Raw genomic sequence first — 17,095 nt, 5'->3', positions numbered from 1 at the left:
ATTCATAAATAAACTGTAAATAAAAAATCAAAAGAATGTAAAGTTTGCCACTTTGGGTGACAAAATATCCAAAACACTCAACCAAAGGCTCAAAAGCTGTAATAATTTATGCCAAACTTTAAGCAGCTTTAGTAATAATGTTGTCGGCTGCTAATCGTATATCCAACTCGATAATGACTATTACTGCCCATTCGCAATTGCCACACTTATTCTCCCAGAATCGAAACTCTATTAATCATCAGACCGACTATATGCTACCAACTCTAGGAGCCGAGTTGGTATTTACACAAGATGGGTCAGGACGTTACCTGACTTTTTATTGGCAGCATAGTGAAATTCTTGGGTTAAATCCTGAGCAAATAGTTGATGAGTTTAATGAGGAAGCCAACTTTGTCCCAGTGGATAATGTGGCTTATTTGGAACGGTTACACCGAATTTTGACAAATTTGGTGCCCGAAAGATTGCAATGCTGGTTTAGTTACGGGCAAGAATTATTTGAGTTGGAGTTGGTAATCTCTCCGATTATGCCGCAATTGGGTAAAGCGGCTACCACAGTTTTGGTGATGGGACGCTTACTGCAAGCGAAAGTCAATCTCAAGAAAGTAGATGTAATTGCCAAAAAACCTACACAAATAGAGTTGGCTGTTCGCTCACAGCAGCATCAAAAACTGGTAAACCGAATTACTAAAAATATTCGCCGCAACCTAGATATAGACATTATTTGGCAACAAACAGTTGATAGTTTAGGAAAAGTACTGCGGCTAGAGCGTTGTATTATTTGCCCTTACCAGCCTTCTAGCCAAAAAGTACGGGTAATAGCAGAGTATCATCAGCCCCAGTGCAAATCTCTGTTGGGTTCAGATATAAATTTAGCCGATGAACCTGCTTTCGCTCAGGCTTTGGCTACCTTAGAACCCGTAGTAGTGCAAGCACCAGGGTCTAGTCTATGTCCTAACCAAAAAATTTTAGTGGTAGCGACATCTTATCAAGACCAAGCAAATAGCTTGGTAGCGTTGAATTTACGAGATGAATGCTACCCGCTAACAGATGCAGAAATTGAGCTAGCCAAAGAGGTAGCGGATCAGTTAGGGACTGCGATCGCTCATGCTACTTTGTACAAAGAATTGGAAGTGGCGCGTCAAAAAGCCGAAGATGCTTCCCGCCTCAAGAGTGAGTTTCTGGCTAACGTCTCCCACGAAATCCGTACTCCCCTGAATGGGATGATTGGATTTTTAAAACTGATTTTGGAAGGGATGGCAGATGATCCAGAAGAACAAAATCAGTTTTTGCTAGAAGCGCATCAATTATCCATCCACTTGCTTAATATCATCAATGATATTTTAGATATTGCCAAAATTGAAGCAGGCAAAATGGAGCTTGATTGTGCTCCTGTACAATTAGCTGAGTTATTTAGTGATGTAGAAAATTTCATGCGTCCCCAAGCCGAGATGAGAAATCTCAGCTTTCAGATGCAATTGCCTAATACTTCTGATGAAATAATTGTGCAAGGTAACTACCAACGACTGTTACAAGTAATGCTAAATTTGGTAGGTAATGCCATTAAATTTACTCAAGAAGGTGGTATTACTATCAGTGCTGATATTGTAATCAAAAAGGCTAAATTCCAAGAACAGCAATATCCTGGCATGGTGAAAGTGCGCGTAGCAGATACAGGTATTGGTGTTTCTTTAGACAAGCAAGATAAACTATTTCAATTATTTTCTCAAGTTGATGGTTCCCGTACTCGTCAGTATGGGGGAACTGGTTTAGGACTAGCTATATCCCAAAAGCTGGTAGAAGCAATGGGTGGAGAAGTGAATTTTTACAGCTTAGGTGAAGGCTTAGGTTCGACAGTGACATTCACTGTGCCTTTGTATCAACAACCAGTAATCGTTTCCTGTGGTGATGATTGTCTGGGGAAATAGGGATTGGGGAAAGGGAAAAGGGGAAGGGTGAAAGGAGCGACCTGAGCAAATCTCTTCAGCTTGGGAAGTATTTTTGGATTATAAAAATATTGCTCAATTATTTACCAGGGTTAGTAGTATGGCGAAATTTTCTGTCTTTTGACTCAGCACTCAGCACTGTTTGGGTGCGATCGCAATTTTGCGTTTACGTAATAATGGAATGAGAAACAAGGGAAATAAAGGGAACTAAGTAGCGCAACTAATCATCAATACCCTATATTCCATCACTCGTCAGCAATAATTCTCATGAGCAGGTAGACTTTGTTGTTACCATGTTCATCGCTCACACAGATGCTATTTTAAATTTAGAAGATTCAACTAGTCAGCGTTGGGTAGTAGAAATTAATAAAAATAACAAAAAATTAATATGAAAATAAAAGTTAACTATTCACCAACAGCAGATGAAGTTAACGAACTTGATCTAGCATTAGCAACTGCAGCAACAGGAGAATGCATGATTGGTCGTTCTCCTGATTCTTATTTGGTCTTAAATAGCCCTGATGTGAGTAGGGTACATGGTAAGTTTTTTGCTCATAATGGTAATTACTATTTCTGTGATCTGGGAAGTAGAAACGGCTCAGTTATTAATGGCAAACTGGCTCAAAAAAATGTGCCAGTACAGTTAAAGGATAAAGATATTATCCGCATTGGTGATTACGTGATGACGGTGGAAGATATTATTCCTACGCCTCAACAATTGCCAGCAACTGTATTTAAAACTATCGATCCATCACTGTTGGCTGGTTGGCGAGTCAATGACAATATTGGCAATATTAATATTGCTAATCCAGCAAAAGTAAATAGCAAAGTTGCACATAACTTAAGTTCGGAATCGGCTGCAGAATTTAGTAACGATAAAAGCGAATTAGAAACTTCAGAACTAGAATCTGAAATCAAGGCACTAGAAAACATCATTGAAAATTCGCTAGCAGCAAATGAATTTTCTGCGTCTGTTAGCGATGTAAATGCTGATGTTGCTCAATCTGTGAGCGAAGAAATCACCTTTGTGCAACTACAAGGTTTAATGTCTCCATTACCGGAGATAGGAAATGAAATTTCCGCAGAGGTGAATGATGTTGATGTGGCTGCACCATTTCTCGAAGAAATTACCTTTGTTCAGCCACAAGATTTAAATGACTCAATTCCAGAGACAGCAAGCGAAATTCCTGCAGAGATAAATGGAGATGCAGAGACTCCGCGAGAATTGACAATTGTACAACCACGCGCTCAAGTCGAGCCACTAGCAGAAACCTTGAATGAAGTTGTCTCAGATATTGATGACGACTTTTTCGATTTAGAAATGCCAATTCTGCAAGACTTTACCGATGTACAACCGCGCGCTCAAGTTGAGCCACCAGCAGCAACCTTGAATGAAGTTGTCTCAGATATTGATGACGACTTTTTCGATTTGGAAATGCCAATTCTGCAAGACTTTACCGATGTACAACCGCGCGATAAATTCCGACAACCAGCAGAAATGGTGAGTGAACTTCCTACAGAAATTGCAGATTTAGATATAGATTGGGATGCAGAAATTCCGCGAGAGTTAACAATTGTACAACCGCGTCATCTATCCAATCAACCACAAAACATAGTAATTGAAGTTCCACCCCATATCAGTGATGAAGTGATTGAGGAGGATTTTAAAGTCAAGATTGATGGTGTAGCAGCGCCAAAATTTGTGGATGGCTTTACCCCAGAGTTTAGCCATGAAGAAGCTATATTCTCAGACGAGATGCTGATTGAGTCCGGAGCTTTATTTTGCCAAGTACCGGAACCTATTAACAATCAAGCTGAGGATATCAAGACTGATGATGCAGTAGTAGTTAATGAAGAGGCTTTTCTGACAGAAGTACCGGAAGCAACTAGCGAATTGAGCGAATCAGATGCTCTATCTGCTCTATTAAATGAAGAACTTGAAGATGATTTTAGCCCAGAATTAACGCTGTTAACATCTGAGTCAATTAATCAACTTTTTGCTGAAATTTATGACTCATCGGAAGCAGAATCTAGTGAAATTTATGAGGAAGTAACTGTCATTCAAACTCAGCCAGAAATTACTCATAAAAATATAGTACTTTTAGCTCATGAAAACAAAAAAGCTGAATTAGCTGAATTTGTACATCAGCATCAAGAATTTTTCTCACATCATCATATTATTGCTTGGCAATCGATTAGCGAAGTCTTGCATGAACAAGCAGGTGTCACTATTAGTCATCAAATTCCAGCAGCCACTTCTCATGGATATCAAGCAATTAATACATTAGTTAACTCTGGTGATATCTCAGCAGTTATTTTCTTGAGAGATTTCCTCATACCGCAGACTAGTCAAGCAAATGAAGAAGCACTATTGAGGAGCTGCAATATTAACAAAGTTTTACTAGCAACTAATGTACCAACAGCAGAGGCGCTGGTTTATTATCTGAAAAGCCTAAAGCAATAGTAATGTGTAATGTGCAAAATTCCCAGTGATTATAGCGTAAGTACTCATTGATTGAGAATTGCTGCTGGATTTACGCTATGGCATATTTGTATGTTTTTATGCCTCAATTTTTGGCAAAATCAACAATGAAACTCTGATGGCTAAACTGCGGCGCGGAATTTGAAATACCCTGCGGAAAGACGCTACGCGTCTACAAATGTGTTGATTTTAAATGGTTGGTTTATTTACGCTGTGCTGCACTAAAGTCGATTAATTATTTACTTTATTACCACAGATTGAGGAACAAGATTTTGAGTTCCAGGTTGAGTAAACCAGAATTTTAGGTTAGAACCTTCAACTACCACTTCACCTTCTGGTGTTTGGATATAAAGTTTACCTTGATGCAGTTTGACAATATTATTAGTTGTGACAGTGGGTGATGATACTAGGGATGCAATAAATGGATTGCTCTCGCAAGCTACATAATCATTTTGCTGTTTATCTTGCACCACACACATTGATTGATTGTCAGTGACTTTGGCAATTTGTGGAGAGTTATTTTCTTTGACTACTTTACTTGTTTGAATTACAGTAGCAAGTTCTGGTTCTTCTTGGACATACAGGAGCCAGAGAACGCGATCGCAGTTATCAACTACAATCTCATCAGCAGCAGTTTTGATAAATACGCTTTCTCTACTAAATGCTAAGTCTACAATTTTCTGCCAATTATTATTATTCAATACTAATAAGTTTAATTGCTCGCAATTGTTCACTTTTAAATTACACTGAGAACGCCACAACTTCCATAAATCTAAAGCTTCTGTATAATGCATTTTATAGCATTTGGGTAGGGGATAATATTCATATTGTAATAACCCACTACCACTTTTAATAGTTGGCATAAATCTATTGTTAAGCAATATTTGGTTGAGAAATTCCCAATGATGGGATTCTTGCCGCACCTGAAAAACTCTAGTTTCATCTGCTAAGTTTGTAGTAGCAATAAAGAAGCCATTTTTAGTTAATAATTGGATGGTTTCTCCTATAGATTCGATGCGGAAGTTTTGGCTAAATCCCAGTTTAATTTTACCTTGGATATATTGCTCGATTAAAATTTGGTCATTCATTAAGGTCATGGTTTTCATTGTCTTTACACCCTTGGTGATCATTAGTGTTTGATAGAAGTTTTGTTTAGGTGCTGGGTTATGCAAAAATCCAAATTATTAGACTCGGTATTTTGCAGGATGTCTTCCAGTGTTCCTAAATACATCTTCAATAGCCAAGTTATAAATCCGGATACGAAAATTGGAACAAAACAAACAAGTTATACAGTAATTACACGCATAAACTTATTAAAGTTTTGATATTGAAATCAAAAGTTTTTATCTGAATCGGATTTGCTTATCTCAAATTCACAATTCACAAATTTAACTAATAGAATATACGTAGTATACGTATATGCAAAATGTGTGAATAAGATACGTTGTATACTAGTATTAATTGTGTTAAGAAAAGTTAAGATTTAATTTTTTTAGATCTTTAATGAAAAAAATTAGAAACTGTGATTTTTTTCTCTCTGAGTTTCAATACTTGTCGGTTAAGGTGAGGGGAATGGGCATTGGTGTCAACTTAACGTGAAACCCGCTCTTGTGCAAGGTTTCGCCCTCACCCCCAGCCCCTCTCCCAGCAGGAGAGGGGAGCAAGAGATTTAGTTCCCCTTCTCCTGCGGGAGAAGGGGTTAGGGGATGAGGGCGAGAGGTATTTGTACAACAAGCGCCGTATATAGCTTTTAGCTTAAGTTGACACGTATGGGGAAGGGGGAAAGGGAAAGACAAAACCCTTAACCTTTTCCCCAAAACCAATTTTGGGTTCCCTAATTAATTGCTACAGGTTGCTGTAAAACTGGTTGTTAGCATTTTTGACTTTTGATACCCAACCTTCGTAAGACTGCAAAATTTTTCTGTAGGGAACTGTGGTGTCAGATAATACCTCAAATAAGGATGGTAAGAAGCGTTGAGGAAATAGTTGATGCAGAATTTGTGACAGACGTTGTCTGAGTATAAATTCCAAAAATAGTCCCTTAGTAGCAGGGAAGGCATTTTCGCTTAGTTCTGCTAATGCATCACCATCTGGTTGGCGGCGAATACTGAAATTTTCGATGGCGGCTGCTAAATCATCAACATACTCGTCTAAAAGATTGTCGAATACAACCACATCTTCTAGCGCAGAATTACAACCTTGACCTAGAGAGGGGCTAACAGCATGAGCTGCGTCTCCCATTAATACCACACTGTCATCATAGTGATAACGGTTACAGCGAATTGTAATTACTTGGGAAATGGGCCGCTTGAGTAAAGCTTCGGCTTCTGATTGTGGCATCAACTGAGCCACCTCGGGAAAGTTCTGGTGAAAGAATTGCTGTACTTCTTCTGTGGTAGTCAGACTTGTTATTTGATTTTTATGTTGGGGAAAATAGATAACACCGCTAATGCTGCCGTCAGGTTGATTGAGTAGTATGATGTTGGTGCCATCATCAATTCTCCATGTGTGAATTTTACCGGGTTGCAGGTTAATTGTGGGATTGGGGATATAGATGGATTTGTACTCGTTGCGGTAGTATTGTTTTTGGCATTCAAACAATTCTGTTGTACAAAGATGATCTCTAACTGCAGAATTTGCCCCATCAGTACCGACTAATAAGTCATAATCAGCAGTAAATTTTTCGGCGGAATCTCTTTGCAAGGTGACTTGTTTTGCAACAAAATCTACCTGGGTACATTGGCTGTTGAAATGAATATTTAATCGGCTATTGTCATATTTCTCTACTAATTGATTTAATAGCGCGATCGCTAAATTTGTGCGATCAAGAGTAAACAGAGGTTCCTTTCTGGTAATTGTTCGCGTCTTGCCATTGGGTTGATGTATCATAGACCCCGTAGTTGCTAAACTCATGGCTTTGACTGCTTCCATGAGTCCAGGGATTTTCTGCAAAGCAGCTATTCCCCGATTTCCTAAGGCGATGGGAAAAGTTCGGGATTTGGAAAATGGCACAGTTCGCGGATCGTTGCGGCGTTCGTAAATATCGATTTGGTATTGTTCGCCACGACGCAGTAAATAATGTGCTAGGAGAAGTCCACAAGGGCCAGCACCCACAATCGCTAATTTATTAACCATAGATTAAATCAAGAAACTCTCAAAAGTTTATAGGACAATATAGGTCAAATAAGATCATTAGTGATTGATTTGTCAGTTGTGGAAACAGCTAGCTCAATTGGGGGATTCTCCCCCAAACCCCCGATTGGGTGACGGTTGCGTCCCCCAAACCCCCTCCAAAATGATTGTTCGGTTGTTTGTTGAGTAACTAGTAACGCAAGGCGGAATTCAAAATTCAAAATTCAAAATTCAAAATTAAGACAGAGTAAGCGGTTGGTTGATTTTGTAGACGCAAAGCGGCTTCCCGTAGGGTATGGTCTATTTATTTACGCCTTGCGGTACTAGGTTTTTAGTTTTGTGATCAATTAATTTTCTTAACTGAACTGTATTGGTTTATAGGACTTATTTTCCCAGCATCACATAATATTTAGCGGGTCAACATCTATAGTCAAACTTACAGCAGCCGGGCAAAGCGATCGCACTTGTTCCCAATCTGGTAAATTTGGTAAATCATCTGGCGCAAATTTAATCAGGATTTGCCAGCGATAACGATTAGCTACTCTTAAAATGCTGGCTGGTGCTGGCCCTAAAATTTCAAATCCGTCTTCTGTTCCTAATGCTGTGGCGATGATCTGAGCAGTATTTTGTACTTGAATTGGATCTAAACTGCTTAAACGCAATAAAATTAACCTGCCGTAGGGAGGGTAATTCAGTGCTTGTCTTTGTTCCAGTTCGGCAGCAGAAAAAGTGTGATAATCGTGATGCTTGACTGACTCAATTACTTCATGTTCTGTGTTGTAAGTTTGGATAATTACTCTACCAGGATCGTCACCTCTCCCCGCACGTCCGGCGACTTGGGTTAAGGTTTGAAATGCTCGTTCGCTGGCGCGATAATCTGAGAGATGTAACAATCCATCAGCCGCGACAACACCCACCAATGTCACCTGTGGTAAATCCAAACCTTTAGTCAGCATTTGTGTCCCAACTAATAGATGTGCTTCACCATTCGCAAACTGAGTGAGGAGGGTACGATGTGCGCCTTTGTTGCGGGTGGTGTCGCTATCAAAGCGAATATATTTCAGTTGCGGAAATTGGCGTGATAATTCTTGCGCCACACGCTGAGTACCGCTACCAAAAAATTTCAGGTAAGGGGAAGCGCAATCGGGGCATAATTGCGGATGCGATCGCGCATAATTGCAATAATGACAGCGTAAAAGTTGCGGCGCTCCGTCTTCGGTGTGGTGATAGGCTAGGGATACATCACAGTGGGGACATTCCAACACATAGCCACAACTGCGACAAGAGACAAAGGTACTGTGTCCCCGGCGATGGATAAATAATATTCCCTGTTGTTGTTTTTCTTGCAGTTCGTTTAAAGCTGCTTGTAGGGATCTACTAAATATAGAACGATTTCCCGCCTGTAATTCTTGCCGCATATCTACTATTTCTATGGGCGGTAAGGGGCGAGAGTTGATGCGTTCCGGGAGGCTTAAGTAGTGAGTGCTGATTTCATCCTTGGTGAAATTTACCCAGCTTTCTAAGGAAGGTGTTGCAGAACCTAAGACTAAGGGACAATTTTCGATTTCGGCGCGCCATTGAGCAACGGTGCGCGCATGGTAGGTGGGGATGGGGGTATCTTGTTTAAAGCTGCTGTCGTGTTCTTCATCTAAGATGATTAAACCTAAATTGGGTAAGGGCGCAAAAATGGCGCTGCGTGTACCAATTACTACTTGCGGTTCGCCTGTGAGCATTTGCCGCCATGTATCGTAGCGTTCTCCATCCGAGAGGGCGCTGTGATAGACGCTAACTTTGTTACCAAAGCGGGCACGGAAGCGATCCGTTAGCTGGGGTGTCAGTCCAATTTCCGGGACTAAAACTAAGGCTGATTTACCTTTTTGTAATAAAGGTGCGATCGCTTGCAGGTAAACTTCGGTTTTACCAGAACCTGTGACCCCATGCAACAACACTTGAGCATATCCATCGATTGCTTGAATTCTAGCTAAAGCATGAGATTGATCTGCTGTTAAAGATTTAGCGCGATCGCCTCTAATTTCTGGGCCTGTTTCTGCGCGTAAAACTTCCCGTTCTTCAATAATAATGTAGTCTTTGTTTGCCAACGCCTTTAAGACAGAGGAGCTAGTATTACTACTTTGTAATAATTCACTGTGTAATAATTCACCACCACGTCTTCGCAATATTTCTAGGACTTCTCGTTGGCGATTTGTTAAATTAGTATCAAACGTACTACCCACTAGTGTTACAACTTTTTCTAGTTTAGGTTGAATCTGTCGGGGAGTTTCTAAATAGCTTTCTATTAGCCCTCTCCGCATTAGTTCACGCAATGCTGGGTATGCTTTTTGAACTTGATTTTGTAAGTATCGAAAACTATAATCTCCTTCAGCTTGTTGTTGCAGAATATACAAAATTTTATTAGCATCTTTATTTGTAACTTTTATTACTGAAGATTTAAAACTTAAGAGTGCAAGGATTTTAATTAAATTATTTTTGTCAATTTCATTGAGTAAATATAACTTCACTAAATGATAGTAAGGGTGATAAACAGTACGCATTAAAGGCGAATCTAGCCATACATTATTGTTAACCGTAGTAGAAACTGCGGCACCTTTTACTGTCAAGCGAATACGACGCTGTGATTTTCCTAATAATCCTGGTGGTAAGGCAGTACGAATAACTTGTATTAGTGGTGCGTAATAATATTGTGATACTCTTTCCATTAAATTCCAGTAAGTATCACGGAATAATTTTTTCTGAATAACATCTTCCACATACCTAATTTTTTCTAGAGGTAAATCATCAGGAGGTTTTGCCAGTCTACGAATGGCTACTCCGCTGAGTTTTTGTGACATAAAGGGCACACATACAATATCCCCAGGTTGTACTTCTAACCCTGTAGGTATTCGATATACACTCAGTTTTTCTCCACCTTCACCTTCTGTTAGGTTAATGGGATAGTCTGCCAGGACTTCAATGCACGGATTAATATCTGTATGTGATTGATATGACATCCCAGGTTCATTAACTACCAAATGGGATAAATTTACGCCATCAATATACATATGTTGTGTGTTAATAGATAGATTTTTCTATGCCTTTAATCTAGTTTGACAAAAGTTAACTTCTACCAAAGAATTTAACTTTTTGATTTTGTAGGCATAAACTGTAAATCGCAATACTTTTATCCCGCAGAAGACTTGGTAAGTTTCCTCTTATGTAATTCACTTGCCTATTTCACCTCAACTATAGATGCCATAAATATTCGCTACTCCCCACACCTAAAAGAAGCGTTTCATCTGCAATTTTCTAAACAGTAGTTATATCTACTAAAGAGGGTATCGAATTTTCACCCTATTGATAGATATTAGCTCGTTTATATATATGAGATGCTTTTATACAAATCAAACACAAAATTTCCGCATTTTAAATTGCTAATTTTGTATCGCCCACAAAATTTGTCAACAAGTTAAAACTCAGCCGTAAAATTTACATTTTGGCAATGACTCCCAACCTTATAAAAATAACTGTAAAATTACATAAAAATTTAAGATTTGGGAATGCCAAGCTGCAAAATTTATATGAGTTCAGGTTGAGAAAGTTTGAGGGCATTTGACATATTTGGTGATCGAGAAAAGAATGAGGAATATATGGTTGGGGGAGCTGAGGAGAAAGTTGGTGGGTGCATAGGCCAGTATTTGTGATGATATCTATCTAGCAGGAACTTAAGAATGACAGCTAGACAATGATTCTAACTTCTAATGAGAAATTAGCATAAACTTGCGTTTTGCTACCGGACGTGTGCATTTGTCCCTTAGGGAAACTACCAAGCCTCAAGCAAGCAGCTGTCACTGAAATATGTACCAAACAAAGCAACAATCCCTAAAGGAAAGTTATGAATATTGCTCAATTGGGAACAATGGAACTACTGGAGAATGCTGCTGAAAATGAAGAACAATCATTTGAAATTTTAGAAGCAGTGGCAGAAGAAGATTCCCCAATTCCAGAACCACTGGAATCTGAGGAACGCGATGGCGATGAGATGGCGGCAGCCCGCCCTTCGGGATACAATAAAACCGAGCATGATGATGCTGTGGGCGCATTTTTTAAGGAAATGGCGCGCTATCCCTTGCTAAAAGCCGAAGAAGAAGTGGAATTAGCAAATAGGGTCAGATTTTTAGAAGAATTTCGCGAAAAGCAAGAGGAATTATACTCCAGCTTAGGACAACAACCGACCAAAGCACAAATAGCTGCCGAGTTCGATATGACAGAAAAGCAGCTAGAAAGTCGCTTATATCAAGGTAGAGTAGCGAAACGTAAAATGATTCGCTCAAACCTGCGGTTAGTCGTCTCCATTGCTAAAAGATATCTTAATCGCGGAGTGCCTTTTCTAGATTTAATCCAAGAAGGCGCAATGGGTTTAAACCGCGCTACAGAAAAATTTGATCCAGATAAAGGATATAAATTTTCCACATACGCCTACTGGTGGATTAGACAAGCGATTACTAGAGCGATCGCTAATGATGCACGCACAATCCGCTTACCAATCCATATAGTTGAAAAACTTAATAAACTCAAAAAAGCACAACGCGAACTCAAACAAAAATTATCGCGCAATCCTTCCGAAGCAGAAATGGCAGAAGCTTTGGAAATGAATGTGCAGCAACTACGCCAATTACAACAACTGCGGCGACAAGCACTTTCCCTCAACCACCGTGTAGGTAAAGAAGAAGACACGGAATTGATGGATTTGCTAGAAGATGAAGATAACCAATCTCCCGAAGCAAAAATGAATGAAAACATGATGCGTCAGGAGATTTGGGAAGTTTTGGGTGATGTTTTAACCCCCAGAGAAAAGGACGTAATTTCTCTGCGTTACGGCTTAACCACCAGCGAACCCTGCACTTTAGAAGAAGTTGGCAATATGTTCAACCTCTCCCGCGAACGAGTGCGCCAAATTCAAAGTAAAGCCATGCGAAAATTACGCCGTCCACATATAGCCAAGCGGTTGAAAGGCTGGTTGATTTAAGGGTCAAAGGTCAAGGGTCAAGGGTCAAAGGTCAAGGGTCAAAGGTCAAGGGTCAAAGGTCAAGGGTCAAGGGTCATTTGTACCATTACCCATTCCCCATTACCCATTACCCATTCCCCATTACCCATTACCCCATTAGCTATAGACTATGGACTATCTCTATAGACTATGGACTAATGACCTTGGGTAACAATTTAACTTTGCGTTTTGCCGAACCTGCTGACTGCGATACTTTGTTTGGCTTAATTCAGCAGCTGGCTGAGTATGAGAAACTTTCTCATGCTGTGACTGGTAGTGCGATCGCATTGCAAGAGCATTTATTTGGCTCTCCCAAATTTGTGCAGGCAATTTTAGCAGAATATGCAGGGCAAGCTGTAGGTTTTGCCCTATTTTTTTACAATTATTCAACATTCTTGACTAAGCCAGGTATCTATTTAGAAGACTTGTTTGTTGTCCCTGAATATCGCCGTCAAGGAATAGGTAAAGCTCTGTTATCTAAATTAGCCCAAATAGCTGTTGAACAAAATTTTGGCAGGTTAGAATGGAGCGTTTTGGATTGGAATGAACCTGCACAAAAATTTTATCGCAGTATGGGGGCTGATATTTTAGAAGATTGGCGAATTTGTCGCGTTACTGAAAAATCAATGGCACAGTTAGCGGCAAGATACAATATCTCATAAAGGTAAAATAATGGAGAAAAAATTAACAATTCTTCACTATTTTGACAATAATTTGTATCAGCAGTTAATTAACAAAAAAAACTGGAAACCTAAGCTGGTAAAGGATTACAGCGAAGTATGACAGCCTGTCTATTGACGTAGGATCTTTGCTCATCTGAAAATATGAAGGAAATAGCGCCGAATACGCTTTGGTTGTAGAGGAAACACGAAATGAAGAAGTTTTTTTCAATAGTACTGTTAGGCATAGCAATCTTCACTTTTGCCTTCAGTAAACCAGCTTTAGCAGCAGATAGTGCTAGTGGAGCCAAGGTATTTAGTGCTAATTGTGCTTCTTGTCATGCAGGTGGAAAAAATTTGGTTCAAGCCAATAAAAACTTGCAGAAAGATGCTTTAGAAAAATACGGTATGTACTCCGCCGATGCCATCATCGCGCAAGTGACAAATGGTAAAAATGCTATGCCTGCTTTCAAAGGACGTTTAAAGGCTAACCAAATTGAAGACGTAGCTGCTTACGTACTTGAAAGTGCAGATAAAGGCTGGAAAAAAAGTTAAGTATTAACTCAACTCTAGAGGTAGACTGACAGCTAAAGTTGAAAGTATGAAGTCTGACGTATGAAATTACTCCATTTATGAGGGAATAGGATCATCATCACGAAAAAACCTGATTTTTTCACCTAATATTCTATTCAGCTTGTAATAATTTTCACTTCATCTTGCATCTTTTAGTTGACTAAATTCGTTCATTAGCGGGGCTTTTTGTCCCGCTTAATTGTAGCAATACTAAAATTATTCAAATAATTAGTAATTTATACAGCAGAGAACAAAAGATTGAGGTACAGATTATTTTAGGAGGGCAAAAAGAATCTGCAAGACCCTTGTACTTCATTGACCTGGAAAATGCTGTAATTCGTAATTAATATAGGGACTCATATTTGATTGTTGAAATAAGCATGACGCAGCTTTCCTAGAGTTTGTGGTGCGTTACGGCTTACGCCTAATACACTCTACTGGCGTGGCAAGGCTCAAATGTGGCAATATAATTTTCTTGTGGGGTGGACATCTTGTCCGCCCAGTACGGGCAAGATGCCCATCCCACAAGAGTTTGAATAATGCACTATTTTAGTCTAGACACGCTACTACAACACTGGTAATAGGGTTTGGTTCAATACTGCTCGGTTAAGGATTTTCAACTCGGAATTTGGTTTGGGGAAAAGGTGAAAGGGTAAGGGTTAAAGGTTTTTTCTTGCCCCTTTTCCCCTTCCCCTTTCCCCCTTAACCGACAAGTATTGGGGTTTGGTTAAGAATTTTTCGTCATGAATTTGGGGTTGTGGAGACGCGATCAATAGATTAATTACGAATTACGAATTACGAATTAGTAATTATTTACTCAAATGTATTGCTTATGATTTATTTTTGGCGATTACTTTTCAGTACGATCGCAGTTTTTGCTTTTACTTTTTCGACTCATACGGCTAACGCTTCAGTTTTAAATCACACTCCAACTACTGCGCGGGAATTTTTGCAGCAGGGTGTAGATCAAATTAGCCATAGTCATTACGAAGAAGCGATCGCGGATTTCAATCAAGCAATTCAACTGCAAAATAATTTAGGGCAAAAAGATTTGGGGGAAGCTTATAGCGATCGCTGTCTTGTAGATTGTACGCAAGCAATAAATCTTTCACCAGACAACGCTGAGGCTTATATTAATCGCGGGTTGGCAAACTACAGACAACAAGATTATCTCTCCGCTATTGCCGATTATCAACGAGCGATCGCACTTAAACCTGCTGATTTTCGAGCTTACTATAATATTGCTCTCGCCTATGCAGCCACAGACCATAATTTAGAGGCGATAGTTGATTATAATTTAGCCCTCAGCCAAATTCCCCCCTCTGCAAATTTACTGCTTGCAGATATATACAATGACAGAGGTTTAGCACGGTTACAGTTGCTTGATTATGAAGGCGCTATGACCGATTTTAGTAAAGCAATTCAACTTGATGGTAACGATTACAGAGCCTACTTTAACCGAGGTTGTGCTTGCGGTAAAAAAGGAGATAACTTTGGCGCATTGCGTGATTTCTCCAAAGTTATCCGCCTTAATCCTAGTAATGGTATGGCTTATGTTAACCGTGGAGTAGCCCGCTATCAACTGGGATATTATCAAGGAGCGATCGCTGATTTACAAAAAGCATCAGAGTTTTTTGGTTACACAGGCGAACAGCTAGCCTATGAAAAGGCTGTAAAAATACTCCAGACAATGCAAAAGCAAATACCCGCCGCCTCGGAATTTGTTTAAAAAGGAGATGAGGGGGGCTGGAAAAAGCAAGGGGGCAGGGAGCAGGGAGCAGGGGGAGAAATAATTAATGACAAACTCCCAATGCCCAATGCCCAATGCCCAATGCCCAATGCCCAATGCCCCATGCCCAATTCTCTAAACCACAGCCGCCAACTCAGCTTTAACTGTACTGTAAGCCCAATCTAACCAAGGAAGCAGTGCTTCAATATCTGCGGTTTCTACTGTTGCGCCTCCCCAAATTCGTAATCCTGGGGGTGCTGCACGGTAAGCGCCGATATCATACGCTACTTTCTCCTTTTCTAGGAGTTTGGCTAATTGAGTAGCACATTTTGCTTGTGCTTCTGGAGTTTGGCTAGTAAACCAAGAATCAGTTATTTTCAAACAAATGGAAGTACAAGAGCGAATTTCTGAGTTCTCTGCCAAAAAGCCAGCCCAATCGCTTTTCTCTACCCATTTTGCGATCGCGTTTAAGTTAGCTTGACTACGCTTAATTAAACCAGGTAGTCCGCCAATGCTTTCTGCCCAAATTAAACCATCTAGAGCATCTTCTACACACAACATTGATGGGGTGTTGATGGTATCACCTTGGAAAATACCTTCAATTAGCTTGCCTTTTTGGGACATCCGGAAGAGTTTAGGTAAAGGCCAAGCTGGTTTATAAGTTTCCAGGCGTTCTACAGCGCGGGGTGAAAGTACAATCACACCATGCTGTGCTTCGCCACCTAAGACTTTTTGCCAGGAATAAGTCACAACATCCAATTTATTCCAGGGTATATCCATTGCAAATACTGCGGATGTTGCATCGCAAATAGTCAAACCTTCGCGATTATCTGGAATCCAATCACCATTTGGCACTCTCACACCAGAGGTTGTGCCATTCCACAAAAACACGACATCATGGCTAAAATCAACAGAGCTTAAATCTGGCAAACTACCATAAGGTGCTTTAATCAGGCGAGTATCAGCTAACTTTAATTCATCGGTAACATCTTTTACCCATTCCTGACCAAAGCTTTCCCAAGCCAGGATATCTAGGGGTTTGTGTCCTAAAAGTGACCACAAAGCCATCTCCACTGCACCCGTATCAGAAGCGGGAACAATACCCAAGCGGTAATCAGCCGGAACACCGAGGATTTGCTTAGAACGTTCAATGACTGCGGCTAATTTCGCTTTACCATCTTTAGAACGGTGAGAACGACCAACACAGGCGTTTTCTAGTTGCGAAACAGACCAACCGGGACGCTTAGAACAGGGGCCAGAGGAGAAGAAAGGATTGCTAGGCTTGGTTGTAGGAGGAGAAACAGCTTGGGACATAAGTGCACTCAAAGACAATTACTTATTGAGGGACATCGCAATACTACACGGTTAAGGGGAAAAGGTTAAAGGTTAAGGGTTAAAGGTTTTTTCTTTCCCATTCCCCACAGTTAAGGGGAAAAGGTTAAAGGTTAAGGGTTAAAGGTTTTTCTTTCCCAATCCCCAATCCCCAATCCCCATTCCCCATTCCCCAATCCCCATTCCCCATTCCCCTTTTCCCAA

Annotated in this window: 9 protein-coding genes and 1 pseudogene; 6 read left to right on the top strand and 4 right to left on the bottom strand. The window is 40.1% G+C overall.

Translation table 11 applies throughout. The features are described from left to right. Positions 1–173: 173 nt before the first annotated feature. Complete coding sequence (locus AACU25_RS29540; protein WP_096581772.1) at positions 174–1,925, top strand: ATP-binding protein; 1,752 nt, start codon at positions 174–176, stop codon at positions 1,923–1,925. 406 nt (positions 1,926–2,331) lie between these two features. After that, positions 2,332–4,407: an FHA domain-containing protein gene (locus AACU25_RS29535; RefSeq protein WP_096581770.1), complete on the top strand. Its 2,076-nt coding sequence runs from the start codon at positions 2,332–2,334 to the stop codon at positions 4,405–4,407. A gap of 257 nt (positions 4,408–4,664) precedes the next feature. Here the strand turns inward: AACU25_RS29535 and AACU25_RS29530 are convergent, their stop codons facing one another. The 3 genes from AACU25_RS29530 to priA form a co-directional block, all read right to left on the bottom strand. Then, positions 4,665–5,531 carry a hypothetical protein gene (locus AACU25_RS29530; protein ID WP_190445864.1) on the bottom strand — a complete coding sequence of 289 codons (867 nt, stop codon included), beginning with the start codon at positions 5,529–5,531 and terminating at the stop codon, positions 4,665–4,667. Between the two features lie 739 nt (positions 5,532–6,270). Then, positions 6,271–7,560 carry an FAD-dependent oxidoreductase gene (locus AACU25_RS29525; protein ID WP_096581766.1) on the bottom strand — a complete coding sequence of 430 codons (1,290 nt, stop codon included), beginning with the start codon at positions 7,558–7,560 and terminating at the stop codon, positions 6,271–6,273. 395 nt (positions 7,561–7,955) lie between these two features. Further along, positions 7,956–10,565 (bottom strand): primosomal protein N', encoded by a 2,610-nt coding sequence (gene priA / locus AACU25_RS29520; RefSeq protein WP_096584249.1) that lies wholly within the window; start codon positions 10,563–10,565, stop codon positions 7,956–7,958. 844 nt (positions 10,566–11,409) lie between these two features. Between priA and AACU25_RS29515 the strand changes: the two are divergent. From AACU25_RS29515 to AACU25_RS29500, 4 genes and pseudogenes are all read left to right on the top strand, one after another. Beyond that, positions 11,410–12,580 (top strand): annotated as a pseudogene (locus tag AACU25_RS29515) (RpoD/SigA family RNA polymerase sigma factor). A gap of 176 nt (positions 12,581–12,756) precedes the next feature. Further along, positions 12,757–13,260 (top strand): GNAT family N-acetyltransferase, encoded by a 504-nt coding sequence (locus AACU25_RS29510; protein ID WP_190445865.1) that lies wholly within the window; start codon positions 12,757–12,759, stop codon positions 13,258–13,260. A gap of 210 nt (positions 13,261–13,470) precedes the next feature. Then, positions 13,471–13,812, top strand: a complete 342-nt coding sequence (gene petJ / locus AACU25_RS29505; protein WP_096581762.1) for a cytochrome c6 PetJ — start codon at positions 13,471–13,473, stop codon at positions 13,810–13,812. Between the two features lie 850 nt (positions 13,813–14,662). Further along, the gene (locus tag AACU25_RS29500) at positions 14,663–15,559 is read left to right on the top strand and encodes a tetratricopeptide repeat protein (protein ID WP_096581760.1); all 897 of its coding nucleotides are present in this window, start codon (positions 14,663–14,665) and stop codon (positions 15,557–15,559) included. A gap of 135 nt (positions 15,560–15,694) precedes the next feature. Here AACU25_RS29500 and AACU25_RS29495 read toward each other — a convergent pair whose 3' ends face one another. Beyond that, positions 15,695–16,873 (bottom strand): phosphoserine transaminase, encoded by a 1,179-nt coding sequence (locus AACU25_RS29495; RefSeq protein WP_096581758.1) that lies wholly within the window; start codon positions 16,871–16,873, stop codon positions 15,695–15,697. Positions 16,874–17,095 lie beyond the last annotated feature (222 nt).

Source organism: Tolypothrix tenuis PCC 7101 (assembly GCF_963874875.1).
In the GTDB taxonomy this organism is placed as follows: Bacteria; Cyanobacteriota; Cyanobacteriia; order Cyanobacteriales; family Nostocaceae; genus Aulosira; species Aulosira tenue.
The sequence above is the reverse complement of the archived record's forward strand: the minus strand, read 5'-3'. Positions and strand labels throughout refer to the sequence as shown.

Excerpts from the sequence above, each read along its gene's own strand:
- AACU25_RS29535 (WP_096581770.1), top strand. The coding sequence starts at position 2,332 with ATGAAAATAAAAGTTAACTATTCACCAACAGCAGATGAAGTTAACGAA.
- petJ (WP_096581762.1), top strand. The coding sequence starts at position 13,471 with ATGAAGAAGTTTTTTTCAATAGTACTGTTAGGCATAGCAATCTTCACT.
- AACU25_RS29530 (WP_190445864.1), bottom strand. The coding sequence starts at position 5,531 with ATGAAAACCATGACCTTAATGAATGACCAAATTTTAATCGAGCAATAT.
- AACU25_RS29510 (WP_190445865.1), top strand. The coding sequence starts at position 12,757 with ATGACCTTGGGTAACAATTTAACTTTGCGTTTTGCCGAACCTGCTGAC.
- AACU25_RS29525 (WP_096581766.1), bottom strand. The coding sequence starts at position 7,560 with ATGGTTAATAAATTAGCGATTGTGGGTGCTGGCCCTTGTGGACTTCTC.
- AACU25_RS29500 (WP_096581760.1), top strand. The coding sequence starts at position 14,663 with ATGATTTATTTTTGGCGATTACTTTTCAGTACGATCGCAGTTTTTGCT.
- priA (WP_096584249.1), bottom strand. The coding sequence starts at position 10,565 with ATGTCATATCAATCACATACAGATATTAATCCGTGCATTGAAGTCCTG.
- AACU25_RS29495 (WP_096581758.1), bottom strand. The coding sequence starts at position 16,873 with ATGTCCCAAGCTGTTTCTCCTCCTACAACCAAGCCTAGCAATCCTTTC.
- AACU25_RS29540 (WP_096581772.1), top strand. The coding sequence starts at position 174 with ATGACTATTACTGCCCATTCGCAATTGCCACACTTATTCTCCCAGAAT.